Raw genomic sequence first — 25390 nt, 5'->3', positions numbered from 1 at the left:
TCACGCCGACTAGGATGCCAGGACGTGCCCACTGCCGTGACCGATAAAGACAAGCCGCCCAGCGAAGATCCGCGTGCCGACGCACGCGGCCGACTGCGTACCGCCAGGCTCCTCGCAGCGGTCACGGGCCTCGCGGGCTTCGTGCTCGCCGTGCTCATCCCGCTACTACCGGTCACGCAGACCACGGTTCACCTGAACTGGCCGCAGAACTCGTCGCTGAACCCGATCAGCGCGCCCGCGGTCGGCTACCAGCCCATCTCGCTCGACGCCACGATCCCGTGCAGCGCGATCGCCGACCTCGCCGAACGCGACGGCACCTCCGTGGCGCTGTCCACCGCACCCGCCTCGGCGGGCGAGGACGCGCACGCGCGTGCGCTGTTCGTCACCGTGGACGACGGCTCGGTGCAGGTGCGCACCCGCAATCACCTGGTGGTCCAGGCGCCGGTCGACGCCGTCGCGGCGCCGGGGTCCTGCTCCGGACTGCACATCGACTCCAACCCCGAGCGCACCGTGGGCACTTTCACGGGAATGACGAACGCGGACGGGGCGCCGCTCAGCGGCACGGTGTCGGGCGACAACCGCCCGCAGATCGTCGGCGTCTACACGGACATGACGGGCGCGGCGCCGCAGGGGCTGCAGTTCAGCGCCGAGATCGACAGCCGCTACTCCACCACGCCGACTCTGCTCAAGGGCCTGGCGATGATCTTCGCCGTGCTGCTGACCATCTCGTCGCTGGTGGCGCTGAGCCGCTTCGACGCGGTGGACGGCCGCAAGCACCGGCGATTCCTGCCGTCGCGCTGGTGGCACTTCGACTTCAAGGACGCGCTCGTCATAGGCGTGCTCGTCGTCTGGCACTTCATCGGCGCCAACACGGCCGACGACGGCTACATCATGACGATGGCGCGCGCCGCCGAGCACTCCGGCTACATGTCGAACTACTACCGGTGGTTCGCCGCCCCGGAAGCCCCGTTCGGCATGTCGTACTACATGTTCACGGCGCTCTCGCACATCTCCACGGCCAGCCCGCTGCTGCGCCTGCCCGCTCTGATCGCCGGGATCCTGAGCTGGATGGTCATCAGCCGGGAGGTGATCCCCCGCCTGGGGCGGCTTGCGCGGCGGCGCAACCTCGTCACGTGGACGGCGGGCCTGGTGTTCCTGGCCTTCTGGATGCCGTTCAACAACGGCATGCGCCCCGAGCCCTACATCGCGCTCGGCGCGCTGCTCACGTGGTGCTCGGTGGAGCGCGCCATCGCCACCCGCCGCGTGCTGCCCATCGCGGCCGCGCTGCTTATCGCCGCGTTCACGCTCTCCGTCGGCCCCACGGGCACCATCTGCATCGCCGCTCTCATAGCCGGCTCGCGCCCGATGCTGCAGATCATCATCGGACGCGCCAAACAGGTGGGCTGGCTGGCCACGCTGGGACCGCTGCTGGCCTCGGGCACCGTGGTGCTGGTGCTCGTGTTCGGCGACACCACGCTCAAGTCCGTGCTGCAGGCGACGAACATGAAGACCGACCTCGGCCCGTCCGAGGAGTGGTACATGGAGTACCTGCGGTACGAGGCGCTGATGACGTTCTCGCCGGACGGCTCCGTCGCGCGCCGGTTCGCCGTGTTCTCGATGCTGCTGGGCCTGATCGTCTGCGCAGCGATGCTCTACCGCAAGCGCGCCATCCCCGGGGTGGCGCTGGGGCCGAGCCGCCGCATCGTCGGCATCACCGCGATGTCGCTGGCGCTGATGATGTTCAACCCCACCAAGTGGAGCCACCACTTCGGCGTGTACGCGGGCCTAGCCGGCGCCCTGGCGGCGCTGACGACCCTGGCGATCCTGTCGTCGGCCCTCAGATCCGGGCGCAACCGCGCGCTGTTCTTCGCCGCGTTGATGTTCGTGATGTCCATCAGCTTCGAATCGTCCAACAGCTGGTGGTACGTCTCCAACTACGGCATCCCGTGGGGCGGCGAGAAGCCGCGGCTGGCGGGGATCACGTTCGCCGACGTCTTCATCGCCCTCACCGTGATAGCGCTGCTGGTCGCGCTGTACCTGCACTACCGCGAGCCGTACATACTCGCCGCCCGCAAACGCGGCGAGAAGCCGCGTACACGGCGCCTGCTGCGCGGCCGTCTCGACGGCCTGCTCGCCGCCCCGTTGACGGTGACGGCCGCCTTCATGGTGCTCATAGAGTTGTTGTCGATGGCCGCCGGCATGGCGATCCAGTACCCCGGCTACACCGTCGGCAAGGGCAATCTGCGCGCGCTGACGGGCAATCCCTGCGCGCAGGGCGACCAGATCCTGGTCGAGCCCGATGCCAACGCCGGGATGCTCACGCCCATCGGCGCCGCGCCCAACGACGCTCTCGGCGGGTTCATCAACGAGAACTTCGGGCCCAACGGCATCCCGACCGACCTCACCTCGGACAAGGAGTACGTGCAGCCCGGCGTGGTCGGCACCGGCGAGCAGTCCAACACCAAGTCCAACAGCGCCGGCACGGGCGGCGGCCTGATCGAGGACCCCGGCGTCAACGGTTCGCTGGCCCGCCTGCCGTTCGGGCTCGACCCGGACACCACCCCGGTGCTGGGCAGCTTCCACACGGCCGACCAGCCCATCTCGCACGCGGTGTCGTCCTGGTACCAGCTTCCGCCGCGGGCCGACGAGCAGCTCCTGGTGATCTCCGCGGCCGGGCGCATCAACCCCGCCAATTTCCAGGTGCTCTTCGGCACGCAGAACCCGGACGGGTCGGTCACACCTGTGGGCTCGCCCATCGCGATGATGGACACCGGTCCGGACCCGTCCTGGCGCAACCTCCGGCTGCCAATGGAACGGGCGCCGCAGGGCGCCACCGCGGTGCAGATCCTCGCGTACGACGCCGCCCCGGCGCTCAACGAGTGGCTGGCGTTCACGCCGCCGCGCATCGCGAAGCTCGAGACGATGCAGGCCTATGTCGGCTCGACCACACCCGTGCTGCTGGACTGGGCGGTGGCGCTGGCGTTCCCGTGCCTGCGGCCGTTCAAGCATCTCGACGGCATCGCCGAGATCCCGAAGTTCCGTGTGCTGCCCGACCGCGGCCTGGCCGTCAGTTCCACCAACACCTGGCAGGACGCCTACGGCGGCGGCCCGCTGGGCTGGACGGGGCTGCTGCTGACGGCCGAGACCGTTCCCGCGTACCAGAACCACGACTGGGGTCGCGACTGGGGATCGCTGGAGAAGTTCTCGCTGCGGGTGCCGGATAGTACTGTGGCCGAGCTGGACCTGGGTACCGCGACCCGCTCCGGTTTCTGGTCACCGGGCCCGATCCGGCACGGCTGGGGCTGAGTCCCAGTCTCAGCGCGAACCGCCCCGCTCCCCTGACCGCAGGGGTTCGGGGCGGTTCGCGTCGGGCCGTCAGCCGATGCGTTCGACGGTGTCGTTGAGCCGCCGGCCGATCCCGATCAGCTCGCCCAGCTGCGCGCGCGTCAGCTTGTCCACCACCAGGCGGCGCACGTTCTCGACGTACCCCGGCGCCGCCTGCACCACCACCTCGTATCCCGCGTCGGTGAGGTGCGCGAAGGTGACGCGCCGGTCCTCCGGGCACGGGTGGCGCGTCACCCATCCCCGATCCTGCAGCCTCTTGACAACGTGCGACAGCCGCGAGAGCGATCCCCCCGCCAGCGTGGCCAAGGTGCTCATACGCAACTGCCGGCCCTCGGCCTCCGAAAGCCTCGAGAGCACCTCGTACTCGAAGTGCGTCAACTGTGAATCACGCAGGAGCTGCGCGTCCAGCTCACCGGGCAGGTGCATCATCAGCATGGCCACCTGCACCCACGCCTCGAGCTCCTCGGCGTCGAGCCAGCGCGGCTCGACATTCTCCAGTTCCCTGTGGTTCACACGTTCAGGCTACGTCGGATCACTTGACGCTTCAAACGTCGACGACTACTCTCGCACCGGTTAGATGAAGCATCAACTAATCCCGGGAGCGCGGCGGTGGAGTCGCTTGCCCCGCCCCACCGGACAGAACCGTGAGGGGTTCCACATCATGAATCGATCCGCCGGCCACATCCGATCGTTGGGCCTGCTGCTCGCCCGCGTGGGCATCGGCGCCGTCTTCCTCGCGCACGGGCTGCAGAAGCTCAACACCTGGGGGCACGCGGGCACCGCGGCCGCCTTCGACGCCATGGGCGCACCGCTGCCGGACGTGACGGCGTTCCTCGCCACCTGGGTGGAGATCCTCGGCGGCGCGGCGCTCATCGCAGGGCTGCTGGTGCCGCTCGCGGGCGTCCTGCTGGCCGTCGACATGATCGGCGCCGTGTTCATCGCGCACATCGACAGCGGAATCTGGGTGGGCGACGGCGGGTATGAGCTCGCGCTGGCGCTCGGCGCCGGCGCGCTGGGGCTCGCCGCCGCCGGGGCCGGGCGCCTGAGCCTCGATGCGCTGGCGGCGCCGAGGATGGGCCGGAAACTGCGGTTCGCCGCGTCCCCGGCATAAAGGGCATGGCCGGGGGCGCGTGGATCGCGCGCCGCCCGGCTCCGCCCGGCGGCACGAGCTACACCGGCATGAGCTTGTGCTTGCGCTGCGGCTCGATCACGCGCTTGTCGCGCAGCAGCCGGAACGCCTTGCGCAGCTCCAGCCGGGTGGACGACGGCTCGATGACGCCATCGATGTAGCCGCGCTCGGCCGCGACATACGGCGTGGCGATGAACTCGTTGTACATCTTGATCAGCTGCGCCTTGAGCTCCTCGCCCTTCTCGCCGGCCGCCTCGATCTCCCGCTTGCGCAGCAGCGTCACCGCGCCCTCGGCGCCCATCACCGCGATGCGGGCGGTGGGCCAGGCGAAGTTGAGGTCGGCGCCGAGCTGCTTGCAGCCCATCACGGCATAGCCGCCGCCGTACGCCTTGCGGATGACGACGGTCACCTTGGGCACCGTCGCCTCCACGAACGAGAACAGGAACCGGCCGCCGCGACGGATCACGCCGATGCGTTCCTGCTCCGCGCCGGGCAGGAAACCGGGCGTGTCGACGAGGAAGACCAAGGGGATCGAGTACACGTTGCACAGCCGCACGAAGCGCGTCGCCTTGTCCGCGGCCTCGGCATCGAGCGCCCCCGACAGGAACATCGGCTGGTTGGCCACCACGCCCACCGGGGAGCCGTCGATGCGCGCGAAGCCCGTGATGACGTTGTTCGCGGTCTGGCCCGCCATCTCGTGGAAGGCGCCGTCGTCGAAGATCCGCACGATGATGTCGTGCATGTCGTAACCCGAGTTGTCCGAGTCCGGAATGATCGCATCCAGTCCGAGGTCGGAGTCGGTCACCTCCGGCTCCAGGCCCGGGTTGATCACGGGCGGCTGCTCGAAGGCGTTGGACGGCATGTAGCTGAGGTACTCGCGCACCCACGCGAACGCCTCGGCCTCGTCCTTGGCCACGTGGTGGACGTTGCCGTTCTTGAGCTGCTGGTAGGCGCCGCCGAGCTCCTCGAGGGTGATGTCCTCGCCGGTGACCGAGCGGATCACCTCGGGGCCGGTGACGAACATGTGCGACTCGGCCGTGGCCACCACGACGTCGGTGTTGATCGGCGAATACACCGCGCCGCCGGCGCAGTTGCCCAGCATGATCGAGATCTGGGGCACCACGCCCACCAGCTGCGCGTGCCGCGGGCCCATCTCGGCGTACCAGGCCAGCGAGGTGACCGCGTCCTGCACCCGGGCCCCACCCGAGTCGTTGATGCCGATCATGGGGCAGCCCACCTTGGCGGCGTGCTCCATGGTGGCCACCACCTTGCGGCCGAACGCCTCGCCGATGCTGCCGCCGAAAACCGTCTGGTCATGAGAGAACACCGCCACCGGCCGGCCTTCGATGGTGCCGTGGCCGGTGACGACGCCGTCGCCGAACGGGTTGTCCGCGTTGCCGGGCGACTTCGCGAGCGCCCCGATCTCCTGGAAGGAACCCGGGTCCAGCAGCGACTCGATCCGCGCACGCGCGCTGGGCCGCCCCGCCGCCTGTCGGCGCTCGATGGCACGGGGGCTGCCGGGCTCGCGCGCCTTGTCGAGCTTCTCCCGCAACTCGGCCAGCTTGTCCGCCGTCGTGGTCACCACTGGTTCACTCCTTCTGGCCGTCCGCCGCGCTGCGGCGCGACTCTATCTCGCGCAGGCGCCGCCCCATGTGGGCGCCGACCTTCGCAATGTAGGGCTCGTCGACGATGGCGAGGTGATCGCCGCCGATCTGCACCACCTCGAGGTCGGGGAGCACGCCGCCCCAGCCGCCGTCGGCCGCACGGGTGGCGTACGCGGGCTCGAGCTCGATGGCGCCCTCGTGGTAGCTGTCCGCCATGTACAGCACGGCGGGGCCGTCGTACTCGGTCAGGCTCGCCGCCGCCCGTGCCAGCGCCCGGTTCTCCAGGAACGACGTGCGCTGGTGCTCGATGACGCCGCCGGGGATGGGCAGGTCCACGCCGGAGAGCATGTCCATGAGGATCCGCACAGCGCCCTCGTCGTCGGTCTTGGCCAGCTCGTCCACCGGCAGCGGAACCTCCACGCCGTAGGTCTTCTCCGCAAAGGCTATATAGCGGTTCCAGCGCGCGCGGCGCTCGTCCTCGGTGTCCGGGATCTGCTCGCCCGGCATCACCACGTCGATGAGGCCGACCAGGGCCACGTCCTCGCCGGCGTCGCGCAGGAGCTTGGCCACCGCGTAGGCGAGCACTCCGCCGAGCGACCATCCCGCCAGCACGTAGGGCCCGTGCGGCTGGATCTCCCGCAGCGGCTCCAGGTACTGCTCGGCCCGCTCGGCGATCTCACCCTCGACGCGCTCGAAACCGTACATCGGGGTGCCCTCGGGCAGCCGCCGCAGCAGCGGCTCGTACACCACGGTGGAGCCGCCGGCCGGGTGGAAGACGAACACGGGAGTGGCGCCGCCGCCCTCGGGCCGCGCCCGCAGCGTGCGGACCAGGCCCACCTCGTCGCCTTCGAGATGATCGCGGACCGGGCCGGACAGCTCCTCGATGGTGCCGGCGGACCGCACCTGCTCCGCGGTGATCTCCCCTCCCGCACGCTCGGTGAGGCGCGCGGCCAGGGCCTCCGTCGTGGCGTCGTCGAGGTCTCCGAGCGGCGTGAAGATCCCCTTCGCGGAACGCCCGACCACCAGCGCCCACGTGCCGAACGTCAGCCGCTCGGCCGCGTCGCGCGGCGGCACGTCCTGGGCCTTGTCCGCGGCGGGCGTCGCCGCCGGGTCGGCCCCGCCCTGCTGCGCGGGGCCGTCCTGCTGCGCGGGGCCGTCCTGCTGTTCGGACTCGCGCTGCTGCTGTTCGGCCAGCGCGGCCACCTCCTCGCGGTTGTCCACCGCGTACCGCAGGTAACCGGCCACCTCCTGCAGGTTGGCGTCGCGCACCGCCTGCAGTTGCAACTGCGGGATGTCGAACTCGTACTCCACCCGGTTCTTGATGCGCACGGCCATCAGCGAATCCAGGCCGAGCTCGATCAACGGGATCTCCCGCGGCAGGTCCTCGGCCGCGAAGCCCATGGACTCCGCGACGATCTGGCTCAGCCTGTCCTCCAGGCTCACCGGGCCGTCCGGGTCCCACCGTTCGGGGGCCGAATCCGCGTCCGCGAACTCGTCGTCCGCCTCGGCGCTGTCGGCGCCGGCGTCTGCGGTCCGCGGTGCGACCACCGCACGCTCGGGCAGCGGCGCCGGTGAGGTGACGACCGCCTCGGCGAGCAGCCGGAATCCTCCGTCCGCGGCGCGCGCGTGCACCTGCACCGAGGCACCGCCCAGGTGCGGAGTCAGCGTGGTGGTCAACGTGTCCGCACCGTCCACGTCGCCGAGGTGCTGCACGGCGCCCAGCGCCGGCTCCGAGAGCAACTGCCCGGCCGCCGCCAGCACCAGGGCGTTGGCGTCGGGCACCGCCGAGGCCGCGATCTCCCAGGCGTGGCGGCCGTCGGGCAGTGCCACGTGCGTCCCGGGGACGCGGCCGGCTCCCCCGCCGCCCACGCGCACGTCCACCCACAGCGGCTTGCGCAGCCACGGCGTCCGCGGCAGCTCCGCGTACGGACCGGGAGCGAAAAGTGTTGTCAGATCCACCTTGTGGCCGTGCACGTAAAGCGACGCCAGCGCCCGCAGCACGTTCAGCGGCTCGTCCTCTTTGCGCTTGAGCGTCTGGATCAGCTGCGGCTCGGCCACGCCCGCGTCGAAACAGGTCATGGCGATGGACATGAGCGTCACGGGGTTCGGCGCGAACTCCACGAACGTCGTGTGCCCGGCGGCCAGCGCGTTCTTGGCGCCCTGGTCGAAGTACACGCTGTGCCGCATGTTCTTGGACCAGTGCGCCTCGTCGTGCAGCTCCGTCGTGCCCGCGGGGAACCGCTGCCCCTCGTGCACCGAGGAGAACAGGGCCGTCTTCAGCGGGAACGTTTCCAGCCCGGCCAGCTCGGCCACCAGTTCGCCCAGGATGGGGTCCACCTGCGAGGTGTGGCTGGCGGCGTTGGTCTTGAGCACGTGGTGGAACTTGCCCAGCTCCTCGCACCGTGCGACCATCGCCTGCACCTGCGGCTCGGGTCCGCCGATCACGGTCTGGTTGGGGGCCGCGTAGACGCAGACCTCCAGGTCGGGGAACTCGCTGAGCGCGTCGTGGATCTCGGCGGCGCTGTACTCGACGATCGCCATCTTGCGGATGTCGTCGCCGGTGACGGTCTTCTCGCCCTCGTCCATCAGCCGCGAGCGCACGCAGATCACCCGCGTGGCGTCCTCGAGCGAAAGCCCGCCGGAGACGTAGGCGGCGGAGGCCTCGCCCATCGAGTGCCCCAGCACCCCCGCAGGCTCGGCGCCGTGGTGGCGCAGCAGGATCGACAGCGCCACCTGGATGGCGTAGATCCCCACCTGGGAGGTCTCGATGCCGTAGTCCTGGGAGTCGTCCATGATCATCTCGCCGACCCGGAAGCCCGATTCGGCGTCGATGTACTCGTCGATCTCGTCGATGGCGGCGCGGAACACGGCGTTGGCCTGGTACAGCTGCTTGGCCATCTTGCGATGCTGGGAACCGTAGCCGGAGTACACCCAGACGGGGCCCTCCGCAGCGGGGGAATCGGCCACGAGCACGTTCGGCGCGGGCTTGCCCGCCGAGACCGCCCGCAGCCCGGCGATGGCGTCGGACCGCGTCGCGGCGAGCACCGCGGCGCGCGAACGGCCGTGGTTGCGCCGCGACAGGGTGCGCCCCACGTCGGTCAGCGGCGTCCGGCTGCCCTCGGCCGTCTCCAGCCAGTCGGCCAGCTCCGAGGCGGCGCGACGGCGGCGCGACGGCATCGGGCCGGACACCGCCAGCAGCACGGTCTCGGCCGCTGCACTCTCGCCCGCCGTACTCTCAGCCTCTGCGCCCTCGGCCGCTGCGCTTTCGGACTCTGCGCTTTCGGACTCTGCGCTTTTCTCCTCCGCAGGCTCCTCCGCAGGCTCCACCGCGTCGTCGGCCGGCACGTACTCGCGCAGCACCACGTGCGCGTTGGTGCCGCCGAAACCGAAGCCGGACACCCCGGCCACCGCCGCCCCGCCGTACCGCGGCCACGGGGTGCTCTCCGTGACCATCCGCAGATGCGCGGCGTCGAAGTCGATGTGCGGGTTGGGGGCGCGGAAGTTCAGCGACGCCGGGATGGTGCCGTGCGACATGCCCAGCGCCACCTTGATCAGCCCCGCCGCGCCGGCGGCCGCCTCGAGATGGCCGAAGTTGGTCTTGGCGGAGCCCAGCAGCACCGGCGACTCGGCCGCGCGGCCCGCTCCCACGACCCGGCCCAGCGCGCCGGCCTCGATGGGGTCGCCCAGCACCGTGCCGGTGCCGTGCGCCTCGATGTAGTCCACCTGGGAGGGCACGATGCCCGCGTCCCGGTACGCCTGGCGCAGCACGTCCACCTGCGCCTCCGGGTTGGGGGCCGTCAGCCCGTTGGACCGGCCGTCCTGGTTGACGGCGCTGCCCGCGATGACCGCGAGGATCCGGTCGCCGTCCCGTTCCGCGTCCGCGACACGCTTGAGCACCAGCATGCCGCCGCCCTCGGAGCGGATCATGCCGTCGGCATCGTCGGAGAAGGCCTTGATGCGACCGTCGGGCGCCATGACGCCCAGCTCGGAGAAGCCGAGGCTGGCGGGCGGGGCGACGAGCATGTTGGTGCCGCCGGCGACGGCCAGCTCCGCCTCGCCGGTGCGCAGCGCCCGCACCGCCTGGTGCACGGCCACCAGCGACGAGGAGCACGCGGTGTCCAGCGCCACCGACGGGCCCCGGAAGTCGAAGAAGTACGAGATGCGGTTCGCGACGATCGCCGTGGAGTTGCCGGTGATCCCGTACGGGTGCGACACGGCCGGATCGGCCGCCTCCAGCAGCGCGTAGTCGTTGGCCGAAGTACCCACGAACACGCCGACGCGCGCGCCGCGCAGCTGGTTGGCGGGCAGGTGCGCGTGCTCGAGGGCCTCCCAGGTGAGCTCCATCGCCAGCCGCTGCTGCGGGTCGACATGCTCGACCTCGCGCGGGGACATCGAGAAGAACTCCGCGTCGAACCCCTTGACGTCGTCCAGGTAGCCGCCGCGGGTGTTCGCCGCCTCGATGGCGGCCGCCACCGCCGGGTCGGAGCGGTACTCGTCCCAGCGGCCGTCCGGCAGGTCGCCGATGCCGTCGCGCCCCGCGGCCAGCATCTCCCACATCTCGCCCGGGGTGGTGCCCGCGCCGGGGAACCGGGTGGACACGCCCACGATCGCGACGTCGTGGGTGTCGGCGCCGCCGATGCCCGCTCCGCCCTGCAGGAAGTACGCGTCGTCCACCGGCTGCGGCTCGTCCGCGGACGGGCCGTCGACGATCCGCTGCGCCAGCGAGGCGATGGTGGGGTGCTGGTAGACGATGGTGGCGTCGAGGACGGCGCCCACGCGGTCCTCGATCTCGCCGCTGAGCGCCACCGCGTCCCGCGAGGACAACCCGAACTCCTCCATCGGGCGGTGCATGTCCACCTCGGCGCGGGCCAGCCCCGTGGCCTCCGCGACCCAGTCGACCAGCCAGGCGCGCAGCTCGCCCACCGTCATCGGCGCGGGCTGGTCCTGCTCTGCGGTGTTGTCCGACCGGCTGTCCGTCATGCCACCTGCTTCATGTATTCGTCGGATGTCGTGCGTGTGCGGAGCCCCACCGGGCCCCGCCGCGGCGGAAACGCCCCGGGCGGGCAGCTATTCGTGGCTGTCCGGGAAGGCCTGCTGCGTGTAGCCGCCACGCAGCGTGCCCTCGATGTAGGCGGCCTTGCATGCCCGTCTTGCGATCTTGCCACTCGAGGTCCGCGGGATCGAGCCCGCCGGAACCAGCAGCACGTCGCGCGCGGTCACGCCGTGCCGCGTCGAGATCGCGCCGCGCACCGCGTCCGCGATGGGGACCGGATCCGCTTTGCCCTTGCCGGGCGCCCGCTCGGCCACCACGACGAGCTGCTCCGAGGCGTCGTCGCGGTCCGGGGCGAGCCCGCTGCCGGCATGCCCGAAGACCTCGGGCGGCAGCTGGTTGAGCGGCACCGAGAACGCCGCGGCGAAACCGGGCCGGATGGCGGCGGACGCCTCCTGCGCCGTGATCTCGAGGTCCTGCGGATAGTGGTTGCGGCCGTCGACGATGACCAGGTCCTTGACGCGGCCGGTGATGAACAGCTGCCCGTCGAAGTACACGCCGTAGTCGCCGGTGCGCATCCACTTGGCGTCGTCCGGCGCACCCTCCGCGTGGGTGCCGTCGTCGATCCTCTTGACCAGCCGGTTGTGGAAGGTCTGCTCGGTCTCCTCGGGGCGGGCCCAATACCCCTGGCCGATGTTGTCGCCGTGCAGCCAGATCTCGCCCACATGGCCGTCCGCCTGTTCGACGCCCGTCTCCGGGTCGACGATCGTCGCCCACTGGCTCACCGCGACGTGCCCGCACGCCACCTGCGGCACCGCGCCGGGCGCGTCTTCGGGCACCTGCGCCATGCGTCCGCGGCCCAGCTCGGCCCGGTCCACGTACACCACGTGCGCCGGGGTGGCGGCCGCGGTGGTGGAGACGAACAGCGTCGCCTCGGCCATGCCGTAGCTGGGCTTGATGGCGGTCGGCGAAAGCCCGTACGGCTCGAAGGCCTCGTTGAACTTTCGCATGGACGTGGTGGTCACCGGCTCCGAGCCGTTGATCAGGCCGATCACGTTGCTCAGGTCCAGCGACTCGCCCTCCTTCGGCAGGCCGCGCACGGCGGCATGCTCGAAGGCGAAGTTGGGGGCCGCCGCGAATGTGGGGGCCCCGTCCCCGGAGGCCGCCAGCTCGCGGATCCAGCGGCCGGGGCGCTGCACGAACGCCCGCGGCGACATGATGGTCACGTATCGTCCGCCCACCGCCGGCAGGATCACGGTGAGCAGGCCCATGTCGTGGAACAGCGGCAGCCAGGTGACGCCCCGCGACTCCAGCGTGAGCCCGATGCCGTCGGCCATCTGCGCCGCGTTGGTCAGCACGCCGCGGTGGGTGATCTCCACACCGGCGGGCGTACGCGTGGAGCCGGACGTGTACTGCAGGTAGGCGATGGAGTCCAGCTTTTCCGAGGGCCGCGTCCACGTGTCCGCGACGTCGTCGGGGATGGCGTCGACCGCGATGATCCGCGGGCGCTCCTTGGCGGGCAGGTGCCGGAAGAGCTTGCGCACCCCGGCCGCGGAGCCGGTGGCGGTGAGGATGGCGGCGGGCTTGCAGTCGCCCAGGACCGCCTCGAGCCTGTCGCCGTGGCCCGGCTCGTCCGGGTCGAACAGCGGCACCGCGATGGTCCCCGCGTAGATCGCGGCGAAGAAGGAGATGACGTAGTCGAGCCCCTGCGGCGCGAGGATCGCGACGCGGTCGCCCGGCTGCGTGACCTGCTGGAGGCGCGCGGCGATGGCGCGCGAACGCACCCCGAACTGCTCCCAGGTGAGTTCACGGACCTCGCCGTCACGCGACGTCGAGTAGTCGATGTACCGGTAGGCGAGCGTCCCCGCGGAGGTGACGGTGTTCTCCTCGACGTAGTCGACCAGCGTGCGCCTCGCGTCGAGGTTCACCTGCCCGTTGTCGTCGTAGAAGTCGCCGATCAGTTCCATCCCTACTCCTGTCAGTCCCGCTCGAGGCACGCGGACACCCCGGCGCCCTCCTGCGCCGCCGCGCCCTCGGTTCCGCCGCCGGCCACCACCGCGCGCGTGGACCGGGACACCCCCGGCCGCACGCCCGCGTCAGGCGTAGCCGACGCAGATCACGAACATGTTACTGAAGCGTCCGCACGTGCGCGAAGCCAGTACCCGCGACGCGGTGTAGCACGCCGGTACCACCGGCCCCGCGTCCTTGCCTGATCCTTGCCTGTGCCGCCCCCGCGGGAGCACGACCGAAGCCCGTGGTCACCATACCGGCCCACCGGCACGCCCACGGCGCCGGAGGGATACCGGTTAATCGTGCGCCGGATGCGGCGCACCCTCGATCAGATCCTCCGCCCAGCCGGTCAGGTACTGGGTGGCGGTCTGCCCGCCGGGCAGGATCGGGTTGGTCGCGTACAGCGCATGCACCGGGGCGGAGACCGCCGTACTGAGCTTGGACAGGGTGCCGATGAGGTCGCCGACGAGATCCGCGGGAGCGTCGCAGATGAGGTCGCCCGGCGCGCAGATCTGCACGGTGCGGCCGGCGAGCACGCCGAAGCCGTCCGGCCGGGCGCCGGTCATCGTGGTGCCAGGGAAGCCCGGCACGTCGTGCATGCCGCCCAGCATCACCTCGGCACCCTCGCCGGTGGGCACGCCCAGCTGCGTCGTGGCGGAACCCGGAGCCCCGGCGTCGCGGCGCCCGTCGGCGACCAGCCCCACGCCCAGCACGAGGTCCGCAGGCACCGGGCCGTTGCCGTGCCCGATCTGCGCGGCGACGTCGCCCGCGATCACAGCACCCTGCGAGAACCCGGTGAGCACGTAGCTCGTCAACGGGCACTCGGCGTAGCGGTCGGCCAGGAACTTCTTCGTCGCCTCGGTGCCCGCCTTGCGGCTGGCGTCGTAGGTGGCCTCCGGCGGCGCGAACGGCCGCGCGAACTGCGCCACGTACGGAACCGTCACCACGTCGACCCGGCCGCCGTCGTCCTCCCCGGAGCCGGAGCCGAACTTCTCCTGCACAGGCTGCGTCACCTGGAGCAGCAACGCGTTGGAGTTGAAGGTCGGATCATGCGGGTCGTCGTCGGGGGAACTCTCCCAGGTGCCCGGCACCGCCACCATCTGCACGTCCGGGCACGAGGCGGGTTGCGCCTGCGGGGGCGGAGTGGTGGGCGACGGCCCCGGCCCGGGCGGCGGCGGGGCGGGGGGACGCTGCTGCAGCCATACGGCGACTGCCGCGACGACCACGACGATCGCGAGCAGCACGAGGGCCGAGAGCCACCGCCTGCCGCGCCTGCGTCCGCGCCGGGACTTGCGGGCGGCCATCACCGCACCGCCCGCCCTGCGATCGGTGCCGCCCCTGAGTGCATGAAGACGGTCACTTGCAGAGCTTGCCCTGCGCCGTGGCGATGAACGCGGACGTGTCCTTCTCCGCGTCCACCTGCACCCCCCGCGCCTGCGCGTCCAACGCGATGGACGCCAGCACGGTCGCGTGGATCTGATCGGCCGGGGTGTCGCTGCCCTGCGCGGCGCACACGTAGTTGCCCGTGCTCACCGCCGAGTCGGAGGCGTCGGCGAATCCGATCTTCTGGCTGCGCAGCGCGTCCAGGAACACCTGGTCGCGTTGCGTCAGGGCGGTGTCGGTGGGCCCCGGATAGTCGCTGGGCAGCGCCTCCGGCGTCTCCGGCGGCGCCGTCTTCGGCACCGCGGTGGGCCGCGGGTCCACGGGCTTCGCCGAAGCGTCCGCGCCCCCCGTGGGTGCCGCGCCCGTCGGCGCCGGCGCCGACGTCGCCGCGCTGGGCGTGGAACTCACCGTGGACTCGTTGTCGCCGCACGCGGACAGGCCGCCGGCGAGGGCGATCACCGCCGCCGCGGCCACCACCGCGCCGAACCTGCTGCGGCGTGCTGTGCTCTTCATCGGGACCTCACCACTGTGGAAACGTTCCGCCTCTCAACCTGGCCCGTCACTTCTGCGCGACCTCGGTCTTCCCGTCCGCCACCGTAATCGTGCCGTGCTCGAAGTCCTGGGCGACGCCGCCCGGGACCGCGCGCTGGTCTCCCACGGGGAATCCGAGCGGCCCGTTCTCGAAGCCCTGGTCCTCCCAGGCGTCGAAGATCGGCCCGTACTTGATCGACCAGGCTCCGGTGCCCGCGGTCCAGTAGACGATGCCCTTGTCGAACCGGTTGTACTTGCCGATGCCGTTGGGCGTGGTCGTCTCGTCGGACGTGGGCACGCCCATCGCGCCGCCCTCGGCCCCCAGGGTGTTGTACTTGTCGCGGATCGCACCCTGCACCTCGTAGGCGCCCTTGTCGCCGACGTAGATCGAGCCGACCTGGAAGTCCTGCACCGTGCCGGAGGCGCCGTCCATCGGGCGCGGGTCGGACGTCGGGTAGCCGAGCACCCCTGCCTCCCAGCCCAGCGAGCCCCACTTGTCGAGCACCGGCCCCTTGACCATGTGCGCTCCGGTCTGCGGCATCCAGTAGACGGACCCGTTCTGGAAGGAGTTGTACCGTCCCTTCCCGTCCGGAGTCGCCAGCTCGTTGCTCACGGGCAGCCCCAGGTCCCCGCCGGGCCCGCCGACCTGCTGGTAACGCCCGCCGATGGCGCCCGCCACGATCTTCGCGCCCGTCCCGGCGCTCCAGAACACCCGGCCGGCGGCGAAGTCCTGCGCACGGCCGCCGGGCACGTCGTACTCGGGCGTGACGCAACGGCCCAGCCACGACACCCCGTTGGCGAGGTCGCCGATGGCCCCGGTGGCCCGGCAGTCCGGCGCCTCGGGATCCACGTCCAGCGCCTTCGCGATCTGCGGCCACGACTGGTGCAGCTCGAACTGCCAGTACGGCCACGAGTGCGTGCCGGACGGCCGGTAGACCACGTTGGCCGGGATGCCCTTCTTGTTGAGCTCGGTCGCGAAGTTCTGCGAGGTCATCCGCGAGAGGATCTCCAGGCCCATGCCCGCGATGTTCGTCGAAATGCCGGGGATGCCGGACTGCTGGTCGTACTGGCCGGCGAATCCGTTGCCGCTGGAGATGTAGATGCTCTTGCCCTTGAGCTGGTCCACGTGCAGCAGCGGATCCTGCTCGGTCCAGCGCGGGTCGGACGGCGGACCCCACATGTTCTGCGAGTGGAAGCCGCCCGCGTCGAGCATGGCGAACTGGATCGCCTGCGGCATGCCCAGCGAGGTGGTGGACAGGATGCCGGAGTACGAGGCGACGAAGTCGAACATGTCCGGGTGCCGCTCGGCCAGCATCATCGCGGCGGTGCCGCCCATGGACAGCCCGGCGATGGCCGCCTTGTCCGTGCTGGTGCGCCAGTCGTTGTGCAGGATCGGCGGCAGCTCCTTGGTCAGGAACGTCTCCCACTGGTAATTCTTGCCGTTGTCCGGCTTGTCCCAGTTGGTGTAGAAGCTCGACTGCCCGCCCACCGGCAGGACCACGTTGACGTTCTTGTCGGCGAAGAAGTCGACGATGTCGGTCTCGATCGTCCAGCCGCTCTGATCGTCGCGGGCGCGCAACCCGTCCAGCATCAGCAGCTCCGGGTAGTCCTTGTCCGGGGCGATGTGCCAGTCGCGCCCCACCAGGATCTGCACCTGGATGTCCTCGTTCATGGCCGGCGAGTGCACCCAGAGGGCCACGCGGCGATCGGTCAGCCACTGCACCTTGGTGACCTTGACGCCGGCGGGGACCGCCTCGCCTGCGGGCGCGGCGTGGGCGACGGGCGTCGCCTGCGGCACCACCTGCGCGGCCACCGGGAGTGCCAGCGCCGCGGCGAGCGGCACCGCACCCCACGCGACGAGCCGGCGGCGCAGCCCCGCCCGCGAACGCCGGGCGTGGGTGCCCCCGCGGTTCCACGACTTGTCAGAGCGCATCAAGACTTCCTCGCTTCGATCCGAAAAAGCGGAAACGACCCGACCACCGTTTCCCGATCACCGTCACAGTAGTGCCAACTCAGGCGAATCACACCATTCACACGCCGAACATCCGTCACATCGACCTGGCGCAGCCGGAGCAGTTCCGACGCGGGCGGCCGTCACCGGACGCGGAGAGGCGCGCGTCTGCGGACGCGCGCCTCTCCGATCGTCACGTGTGTGCGGGGCGGATCACCAGCCGTTCGTGGCGTCCAGGATCTGCGGCCTGGCCTTGTCGAGCTCCACGCTCCAGTTGTTCCACGAGTGGATGCCCACCGGCGGGAACGAGTAGGTGGCGGGGATGTTCAGGGAGTCCAGCCGCGCCTGGAAGATGCGGGAGTTCGCCAGCGCGAGCCCCTCGAGCGCCATGCCGTTGGTGGTGTTGTAGTAGTCCAGCAGCGACTTGGGCCGGTCGCCGTTCACCGGGTCCGGGTTGGGCAGCGCGCTGGCCGCGGAGATGTACATCGAGATGCCCCGCAGTTCCGGCGCGAAGTTGAACGGGTCGTGCGAGGTCCACTCGGGGTTGAGCGACGACGCCGAGCCGTACATGTCCCCGGCGTTGAAGCTGCCGGCGTCGAGCATCCCGACGCTGATGCCCGCGGGCATGCCGATCATCGAGTTGTGCAGGTAGCCGGAGAACGAGCCGGCGAACGAGTAGTACGGCTTGTACTTGGCCGCGAAGTAGAGCGCCGCGCTGCCGCCCATCGACAGCCCCGCGATGGCGTTGTGGTCGCGGGCGATGCCGTGCTGGCTCGCCAGGTAGTTCGGCAGCTCCACGCTCAGGAACGTCTCCCACTTGTAGGTGAAGTCCTGGCCGTTGATGTTGCTGGGCGCGTTCCAGTCCGCATACCAGCTGGACTGGCCGCCGATGGGCATGACGACGTTGATGTTGTCATTGCGGAACTTGTCGAAGGCGTTGGTCTCGATGTCCCAGCCGCTGAAGTCGTCGCGGGCGCGCAGTCCGTCCAGCAGGATCAGCGCATGGTTGCCGCCGCGCGCGGACGGCATGTAGGAGATCGGGATGTTGCGGGCCATCGCGTCCGACCACACGTATTCCTTGACGATGCGGCCGTCGTCGTTCCACGACCACGCGGACGCCGTGCCGGCGGTGGCGACTCCGGTCAGCATCGCCAGCGAGAACGCGATCGCCGCGAAGCCGAGGAGCCGGGAGCGCACTCGCCGGAGAAACCGTGGTTCCGCATTGGTCATCGGCCTGAACCTCTTCCTATGGGCAGCGTCGGAGAATTTCGGAAATGCATCCGGTTCACCGCACTGCTGCGTGTCGACCTTCCAGTCGGCCACTGCTCGTGGACGCCCGCCTGCATCGTCGGTCAAAGTTAAACGCCCTGACCTGGCAATGCAACTCGCCGTCCGCACCGTGACCGGCGCGCGCACGTCCGTCACCGCGCACGCCTGGATCCTCTTGCTTATCGACCGTTCATCGTCATCCGTTACCTGCCCGTGACACTCTGCACGTCCACGCATTGAAATCGCATGGGGCCGTGTCGCGCACCCGCATCCACCGGCGCCGCGCAGCGCCTCCCGACGCGACGCGCCGCGTCCGTCTAGTGAGGTTACTCACAATGCGGGGCGGTCGTGGGCGAACGGCCCGCCGCGATCAGCGCGGGGGCGTGTCCAGTCGCGGCGGCACCAGGTTGCAGCGCTCGATCTCGTACTCCGGATTCGAGTCGATCTGGTAGCCCGCCAGCGACCACGCGTGGCGGAAGTTCTGCCACCAGCGCTCGAGGGTCAGGTCCGAGGTGTACGACTGCAGCAGGTACTCGGTCTGCGGGCACGTGATCGCGGTCTCCGCCTGTTTCACCCAGTCTTCGTCCAGCCACTGCGGCAACCCCTGCTCGTGCGTGTCCGCGAGCCCCTGCAGCGCGATCAGCCAGTCCGGCGGGAGGTTCTTGTCGTGCCCGATCCGCCCGTAGGTGATCCGCGGGGTGTGCGCCGCCAGGGGCAACGCCAGCCCGACGGTGTCGTACACCTTGACGTTCAGCGGCGTGTTCATGCCCGGCATCCCGAGGTTGATGAAGTACACCGTGTGCTGCGCCTCCCCCGGCGGGGGCGGTACCGCGGGCGGGATCACCGTCCAGGAGTTCAGGCTGCCGTTCTGGATGAGCAGCCCGCCTTCCGGCGTGGCGCGGATGGTGTCCACCAGGGCGCGCATGCGGGGGAAGTCCAGGTAGTCCTGCGACGTGATCGGGTGCGCGTGCCCGGTGGCCACCACGTAGAAGGCGCGCTCGTCCACGATCCCGTCGCGCGTGAGCGTGCCCGCACGCGCCACCCCCGGGACGTTCACGATCGTCAGTGCCCAGGCGATCACGCCTATCCACCCCAGGACCGGCACCGCGGTGCGCGCAGCGGGCGCCAGCGCGCCGCGGAGGCTACCGGCCGGACGCTGGCCACCGGCCGGACGCTGGCCCTCATGGTCGCCGGCCCGGCTGGGGGCCCGGCGGCGCGGCAGCGGCACGGGGATCATCGCCAGGGGGGCGATCAGCAGGAACACCACGGGGAGCAGCACGCGGCCGTGCATGAAGTCGCCGCCCACGCGCAGCACGTACAGCAGCCAGACCAGTGCGACGACGACGATCAGCACCGTGACCGTGACCGGGGAGTGCAGCCGGTCCTGGACGCGCCGCATGCGCGCCGCCACGGGGCGGGCGATGCGCCGCGGCGGCCGGTACTCGCCGGACTGCCCCGCCTCGTCGCCCCCGTCGGCATCCGCGCGGACTGCGACGCGGGACGCCGCGGCGCGGGCCATGCGCGCAGCTGTAGGCCCCCACAGTGCCGCGGCGACCGCCGCCAGCAGCACCAGCGGGACCCACAGTACGTACGGCTGCATCAGGTCGGCCAGATAGGTCAGGCCCTTGCCCCACTTCGCCTCGCCCGCGTCCTTGGCCACCGCGGTGTTCGGGTACGGCAACCCGTAGTAGCCCATGCGCCAGATCTGATAGGCCACGGGCACCAGCCCGGACACGACCACCAGAGCGGCCCTGCGCCGCCACGACTGGCGCACGCAGAACAGCAGCAACAGCACGGGTGCGCCCAGCAGCACGGTCTCCGGCCGGACCAGCCAGCTCAGCCCCGCCAGGAACCCCAGCGAGAGCACGGACGCCGTGGACGGCCGCTCCGTGGACGCCCACCGCACCAGCAGCCACCACACTGCGCCCAGCCAGCACAGCAGCAGACCCACCTCGAGTCCGCTGGTGGCGAAGTCGCGGGCCGGCGGCAGCGCCGCGTACACGAACACGCCCCCGGGGAGCAGCAGTACCGGCCCCCGCGCACGCCGCGCCCACGTGGAATGCCGCATCAGGCGGGCCGAGCCGAGCATCACGAACACCATGGCGGCGATGCTCAGCGCCAGGCACACGCCCACGGCGACGTACTCGAGCCGCGCGCGGGTGATCCACCCGAACAGCCACATCACGTACGTCCAGGCGGTGCTGGTGTTGACCTCCACCCGCTCGCCCGCGTTGAACACCGGGCCGTTGCCTGCCAGCAGGTTGCGCACCGTGCGCAGGACGATGAGGCCGTCGTCGGCCATCCACCGCCGCTGCCAGCCGCCGTAGCCGAACAGCGCGGCCGCGACGACGATGCCGAGCACCGTCACGGCGCCCTGCGGACCCCACCGGGTCAGCGCACTCCGCACCCTGGCGGACCGGGCGCCACGCGGCGGGGCACCGGCGCCAGGGTCGTCAGATATGCGGTACGACATAGGCGGCGACACCGACGATCACGATCCACGCGACCGCAAGGAGCTGGAGTGCCCGGTCGCGACGCGCGATGTCCTCCGGGGCGCCTGCCACGCCGCCGTCGACGTCCACCGCGTACCGGAGGATGGCGATGACGAACGGGATCATCGAGATCGCGTACCACGCACCGCCGCGCAGCGCGTCCTGCTCGAAGGCCCACAGCCCGTAGCACAGCACCACCGCAGTGGCCGACAGCGTCCAGACGAACCGCAGGTAGGTGGTGGTGTACCCCTCCAGCGACTTGCGGATCTTCGCGCCCGTGCGCTCGGCCAGCTGCAGCTCCGCGTAGCGCTTGCCCGCGGCCATGAACAGCGAGCCGAACGCCATGATCAGCAGGAACCACTGCGACAGCGCGATCTCGGCGGCCACACCGCCCGCCATGGCGCGCAGCAGGAAGCCCGACGAGACGATGCAGATGTCCAGCACCGGCTGGTGCTTCAGGCCGAAGCAGTACGCCAGCTGCACCGCGATGTACACGGCCACGACGACGGCCAGGCGGTAGTTGGCGACGAACGACAGCCCGACGGCCGCGACCACCAGCACCGCGGACGCCGCATACGCCACGCCCACCGGCAGCACCCCGGCCGCGATGGGCCGGTACCGCTTGACCGGGTGCGCGCGGTCGGCCTCGACGTCGCGCGCGTCGTTGATCAGGTAGATCGACGAGGCGGCCAGGCAGAACACCACGAACGCGACGAGTGAGGGCCAGAGCACGTCCCACTCGAAGACGCTCCCCGCAGCCACGGGGGCGGCAAGCACCAGGACGTTCTTGACCCACTGCCACGGGCGCATGGCCTTGACCAGCGCTGACGCTGCATTGCGCGGGACTTTGGCCGAGGCGGCGACGGACTCCGCATCCGTCGGCTCGTCTACCGGCTCGAGCCCCACCAGGTGATCGGCGCTTTCGCTCATCGTCTGTTGTTTCCTTCCGACTCCGCCACCCTAGGCCGTGGCTCATCACGGAGAACCGGCACCCGATGCCGGAGTCGGTCCGTCGCCACGGCTGCGAGCGCGCCGATCGCGCTGCCGACGACGACGTCCGAAGGGTAGTGCACCCCCAGCAGAAGGCGGGACAGCGCCATCGCCGGCACCACGGCGGCCGCCACGGGCACGCCGCTCGCCCGCCCGATCAGCAGTGCCGCCGCCGTCGACGAGGTGGCATGGGACGACGGGAAGCTCAGCCTGCTGGGGGTCGACACGCCCACCCGCACCATCGGATCCTGCGGGCGCGGCCGGCGCACCACGCGCTTGACTGCGATCGACGCCGCATGCGCGCCCACCGCGCCCACGCCCACCGCCAGCCACCGCCCGCGTCGGGGACGGTCCACCGCGGCGCCAACCGCCGATACGGCCATCCAGCCCAGCGCGTGCTCGCCGAAGTGCGACATCCCGCGGGCCGTCGACAGCACCCCCGGCCGGTCGATCAACAAGTCCTGCACCGCGGCCAGCACGGGCGTCTCGGCTGCGGCGGCCGCCGTGACCAGGTCATCCTTCGCCGACACGGGTCTCCCATCCCTCGAACACGCGGGACCAGCGCTCGCGGCTCGTCAGGCCGGGTGCCGCCTCGCGGTAGGCCTGCTTCATCTCCGGGAACCGCGCGTTCAGCTCGCGCAGCAGCCGCATCGACTCGCGCAGCAGCGCGGCCGCCTTCTCGCGGTCACGCTGGCGGTACACCACGCCCCGGCCGTCGGCCGTGGTGACGGTGACACCGTCCACCTGCGAGAGCAGGAACCAGCGCGCGTCCAGCGTCGGGACGTTGAGTTGCGGGGTGCTGTGCGTGGAATCGTCGGCCGGGCGCGCGTTGCGGACCAGCCCCTTGGCCAGCCGCACCACCTTGGACACCGGGTTCGACGGCAGGGACACGGCGCCCGTCCCGGCGTGCGACGGCAGCGGAAGCTCGGTCGACGACGGCAACACCACCGCGTCCGGATACTCGCTCCGCATCCGACGCACCATGGGCATCGCGGACTCGAGGATCGACGTGATGTGCTCCGGCCCCGCGAGGAAGTCCCGGATGGCCTGGTTCTGGATGGCCACCGTGGAGTACTCCAGGCACAGCAGGTGCTTGACGGTGGCCTTGAGCGCGTTCTGCATCAGCCCGCGGTGGCCGCCGTCCATGTGCAACGCGGCCACGACCAGCCTGTTGCGCAGGTGGAAGTAGGCCTGCCAGTCGATGGCGTCGTCCTTGTCCGACCATGCCATGTGCCAGATCGCCGCGCCCGGCATCGTCACCGTCGGGTAGCCGGCCTTGCGCGCCCGCAGCCCGTACTCCGCGTCGTCCCACTTGATGAACAGCGGCAGCGGCTGGCCGATCTCCTCCGCGATCGACCGCGGGATCATGCACATCCACCAGCCGTTGAAGTCGACGTCGATACGCCGGTGCAGATCCTTGGACTCCTCGCGGTCGCGCAGCGGCCGGGTGGAGAAGTCGTGGTCGTACTCCACGTGCGGCGCCGCGCCCCACATGAAGATGTCCCGGCGCACCACCTCGCCCATCGTGTGCAGGTGGCTGCGCTCCTGCAGGTTGAGCATCTGGCCGCCCACCAGCGTGGGAACCTCGGCGAAACGGGAGAACGCCAGCGCGCGCAGGATCGAATCCGGCTCGATCTGGATGTCGTCGTCCATGAACAGGATCTGCTCGCAGTCCGTGTTCTTGACGGCCTCGAGCATGATCCGGCTGTACCCGCCGGAGCCGCCCAGGTTCGGCTGGTCGTACATGCGCAGCCGCCCGCCCAGCTGCGCCGCCGTCTCGGCGAAGTCGTCCTGGTCACGCACCTTGTCGGTGCCCTGGTCGGGCACGATGATCGTGTCCACCACGTCCAGCACGAGCGGGTCGGAGGCGATGGCGCGCAGCGCGTTCACGCAGTCGACCGGCCGGTTGAAGGTGGGGATGCCCAGGGCCACCGCGGCCCGGCCGGGCGCCGGCACCGGCGCGTACCAACCGGCCGAGAGCACCTCGGTCTTCGTGGCGGTGGTGACGTCGAACCAGATCCAGCCGCCGTCCTCGAACGGGGCCAGCGACACCTCGAACTCCAGCACGCGCGTCTCGTCGGCCGCGTCGTCCAGGCCGTCCGCGGTACCGTCGTCGGCCCGCTGGCCCTCGACGTGGATGCGGCTGCCGTCCGCCTTGGAACGGTAGACGTCCACCCTGCACCCGCCGCGGACCTCGATCCGCAGCACCACCGACTCCAGCACCGTCCACCGGCGCCAGTAGCTGGCGGGGAACGCGTTGAAGTAGGTGGCGAACGAGACCTCCGACTCCGCGCCCAGGCGCACCGAGGTGCGCGAGGTGGCGTGCGCACGGCGCGCGTTCGTCTCCGACTCCTCCAGGTACAGCGTCCGCACGTCCAGCGGCTCGCCACCGCGGGGAAGCAGGATCCGCTGCAGCAGCGACTGCGCGGCCATCAGTTGCCGGCCGCCGTCGGCTCGGCGCCGAGCGCCTCGGCGAGCTGGTTGTCGAACATGCTCATCGCGCTGGCGATGGCCATGTGCATGTCCAGGTACTGGTAGGTGCCCAGGCGTCCGCCGAAGTACACCGCACTGTCCCGCGTCTCCGCCTTCGCCAGCGCCCGGTACGCGTCGAGCTTGGCGCGGTCGTCGGCGGTGTTGATGGGGTAGTACGGCTCGTCGTCCTCCTCGGCGGAGCGCGAGAACTCGCGCATGATCACCGTCTTGTCGGACGGGTAGTCGCGCTCCGGGTGGAAGTGCCGGAACTCGTGGATGCGCGTGTAGGCCACGTCCGCGTCCGCGTAGTTCATCACCGGCGTGCCCTGGAAATCACCCGTCTCGAGCACCTCTTCCTCGAAGTCGAGGGTGCGCCAGCCCAGCCGGCCCTCGCTGTGGTCGAAGTAGCGGTCCAGCGGGCCCGTGTAGACGACGGGCGCGTCGGGGGAGGCGGCGCGCAGCTGCTCGCGCACGTCGAACCAGTCGGTGTCCAGGCGCACGTCGATCAGCTCGTGCGCGGCCATGTTCTCCAGCCACGCGGTGTAGCCGTCGGTGGGCAGGCCCTCGTAGGTGTCGGTGAAGTAGCCGTTGTCGAAGGTGTACCGGACGGGCAGGCGCGTGATGATGCCGGCCGGCAGCTCCTTGGGGTCGGTCTGCCACTGCTTGGCCGTGTAGTTCTTGACGAACGCCTCGTAGAGGGGCCGGCCGATCAGCGAGATCGCCTTCTCCTCGAGGTTCTGCGCGTCGGCGGTGTCGATCTCCGCCGCCTGCTCGGCGATGAGCGCGCGCGCCTCGGTGGGCGAGTAGTAGCGCCCGAAGAACTCGGAGATCAGCCCCAGCCCCATCGGGAACTGATAGACCTGCCCGTTGTGGTTGGTGACCACGCGGTGCCGGTAGCCGGTGAACGTGGTGAAGCGGTTGACGTAGTCCCACACCCGCTTGTTGGAGGTGTGGAACAGGTGCGCGCCGTAGCGGTGCACCTCGATCCCGGTGGTCGGCTCGGCCTCCGAGTAGGCGTTGCCGCCGATGTGGTGGCGACGGTCCAGCACCAGCACCCGCTTGCCCATCTCGGAGGCGGCGCGCTCCGCCACCGTGAGTCCGAAGAATCCGGAGCCGACGACGATCAGGTCGTAATCGCCCGCAGGACCGTCGGCCGCTTGCCGCTTGGCATTCGTCTCATAATCACTCGACACAGACGCCCAGGGTAACGGAAGCCGTCCGGGC

15 protein-coding genes are annotated in these 25390 nt (G+C 70.7%); 2 read left to right on the top strand and 13 right to left on the bottom strand.

Annotation, left to right across the window (positions count from 1 at the left end; genetic code table 11):
- The first annotated feature begins 24 nt into the window (after positions 1-24).
- Positions 25-3306 (top strand): arabinosyltransferase domain-containing protein, encoded by a 3282-nt coding sequence (locus tag FO059_RS02205; RefSeq protein WP_233267083.1) that lies wholly within the window; start codon positions 25-27, stop codon positions 3304-3306.
- A 69-nt stretch (positions 3307-3375) separates the two neighbouring features.
- On the opposite strand, the gene FO059_RS02200 is transcribed toward FO059_RS02205, so the two are convergent.
- Complete coding sequence (locus tag FO059_RS02200; protein WP_233267082.1) at positions 3376-3858, bottom strand: MarR family winged helix-turn-helix transcriptional regulator; 483 nt, start codon at positions 3856-3858, stop codon at positions 3376-3378.
- 148 nt (positions 3859-4006) lie between these two features.
- On the opposite strand from FO059_RS02200, the gene FO059_RS02195 reads away from it, so the two are divergent.
- A complete protein-coding gene (locus tag FO059_RS02195; protein ID WP_143905988.1) occupies positions 4007-4456 on the top strand; it encodes a DoxX family protein in 450 nt (149 codons plus the stop codon).
- Positions 4457-4514: 58 nt separating this feature from the next.
- Here FO059_RS02195 and FO059_RS02190 read toward each other — a convergent pair whose 3' ends face one another.
- The 12 genes from FO059_RS02190 to glf form a co-directional block, all read right to left on the bottom strand.
- Positions 4515-6059 carry an acyl-CoA carboxylase subunit beta gene (locus FO059_RS02190; RefSeq protein ID WP_143905986.1) on the bottom strand — a complete coding sequence of 515 codons (1545 nt, stop codon included), beginning with the start codon at positions 6057-6059 and terminating at the stop codon, positions 4515-4517.
- A gap of 4 nt (positions 6060-6063) precedes the next feature.
- Complete coding sequence (gene pks13 / locus FO059_RS02185; protein WP_233267081.1) at positions 6064-11058, bottom strand: polyketide synthase Pks13; 4995 nt, start codon at positions 11056-11058, stop codon at positions 6064-6066.
- A gap of 87 nt (positions 11059-11145) precedes the next feature.
- Positions 11146-13035: a long-chain-fatty-acid--AMP ligase FadD32 gene (fadD32, locus tag FO059_RS02180; RefSeq protein WP_143905984.1), complete on the bottom strand. Its 1890-nt coding sequence runs from the start codon at positions 13033-13035 to the stop codon at positions 11146-11148.
- Positions 13036-13374: 339 nt separating this feature from the next.
- The gene (locus FO059_RS02175; protein WP_143905982.1) at positions 13375-14382 is read right to left on the bottom strand and encodes a cutinase family protein; all 1008 of its coding nucleotides are present in this window, start codon (positions 14380-14382) and stop codon (positions 13375-13377) included.
- Between the two features lie 52 nt (positions 14383-14434).
- Positions 14435-14974, bottom strand: coding sequence for a DUF732 domain-containing protein (locus FO059_RS02170; protein WP_143905980.1), 540 nt, complete (start codon positions 14972-14974; stop codon positions 14435-14437).
- Positions 14975-15020: 46 nt separating this feature from the next.
- Positions 15021-16925 carry an alpha/beta hydrolase-fold protein gene (locus tag FO059_RS02165; protein ID WP_143905978.1) on the bottom strand — a complete coding sequence of 635 codons (1905 nt, stop codon included), beginning with the start codon at positions 16923-16925 and terminating at the stop codon, positions 15021-15023.
- 231 nt (positions 16926-17156) lie between these two features.
- On the bottom strand, positions 17157-18173 hold the full coding sequence (locus FO059_RS02160; RefSeq protein ID WP_143905976.1) for an alpha/beta hydrolase: 1017 nt from the start codon (positions 18171-18173) through the stop codon (positions 17157-17159).
- A 409-nt stretch (positions 18174-18582) separates the two neighbouring features.
- Positions 18583-20685 carry a hypothetical protein gene (locus tag FO059_RS02155; RefSeq protein ID WP_143905974.1) on the bottom strand — a complete coding sequence of 701 codons (2103 nt, stop codon included), beginning with the start codon at positions 20683-20685 and terminating at the stop codon, positions 18583-18585.
- Positions 20666-21634: a decaprenyl-phosphate phosphoribosyltransferase gene (locus tag FO059_RS02150; RefSeq protein ID WP_143905972.1), complete on the bottom strand. Its 969-nt coding sequence runs from the start codon at positions 21632-21634 to the stop codon at positions 20666-20668. The genes FO059_RS02155 and FO059_RS02150 overlap by 20 nt, the downstream gene beginning before the upstream one ends.
- A complete protein-coding gene (locus tag FO059_RS02145; protein WP_233267080.1) occupies positions 21631-22224 on the bottom strand; it encodes a phosphatase PAP2 family protein in 594 nt (197 codons plus the stop codon). Before FO059_RS02145 ends, FO059_RS02150 begins: the two co-directional genes overlap by 4 nt.
- On the bottom strand, positions 22208-24127 hold the full coding sequence (locus tag FO059_RS02140; protein ID WP_143905970.1) for a glycosyltransferase: 1920 nt from the start codon (positions 24125-24127) through the stop codon (positions 22208-22210). The genes FO059_RS02145 and FO059_RS02140 overlap by 17 nt, the downstream gene beginning before the upstream one ends.
- Positions 24127-25359, bottom strand: coding sequence for a UDP-galactopyranose mutase (gene glf, locus FO059_RS02135; RefSeq protein ID WP_143905968.1), 1233 nt, complete (start codon positions 25357-25359; stop codon positions 24127-24129). The genes FO059_RS02140 and glf overlap by 1 nt, the downstream gene beginning before the upstream one ends.
- Positions 25360-25390: the final 31 nt, after the last annotated feature.

This window comes from Tomitella fengzijianii, assembly GCF_007559025.1.
Taxonomy (GTDB): Bacteria; Actinomycetota; Actinomycetes; order Mycobacteriales; family Mycobacteriaceae; genus Tomitella; species Tomitella fengzijianii.
The sequence above is the reverse complement of the archived record's forward strand: the minus strand, read 5'-3'. Positions and strand labels throughout refer to the sequence as shown.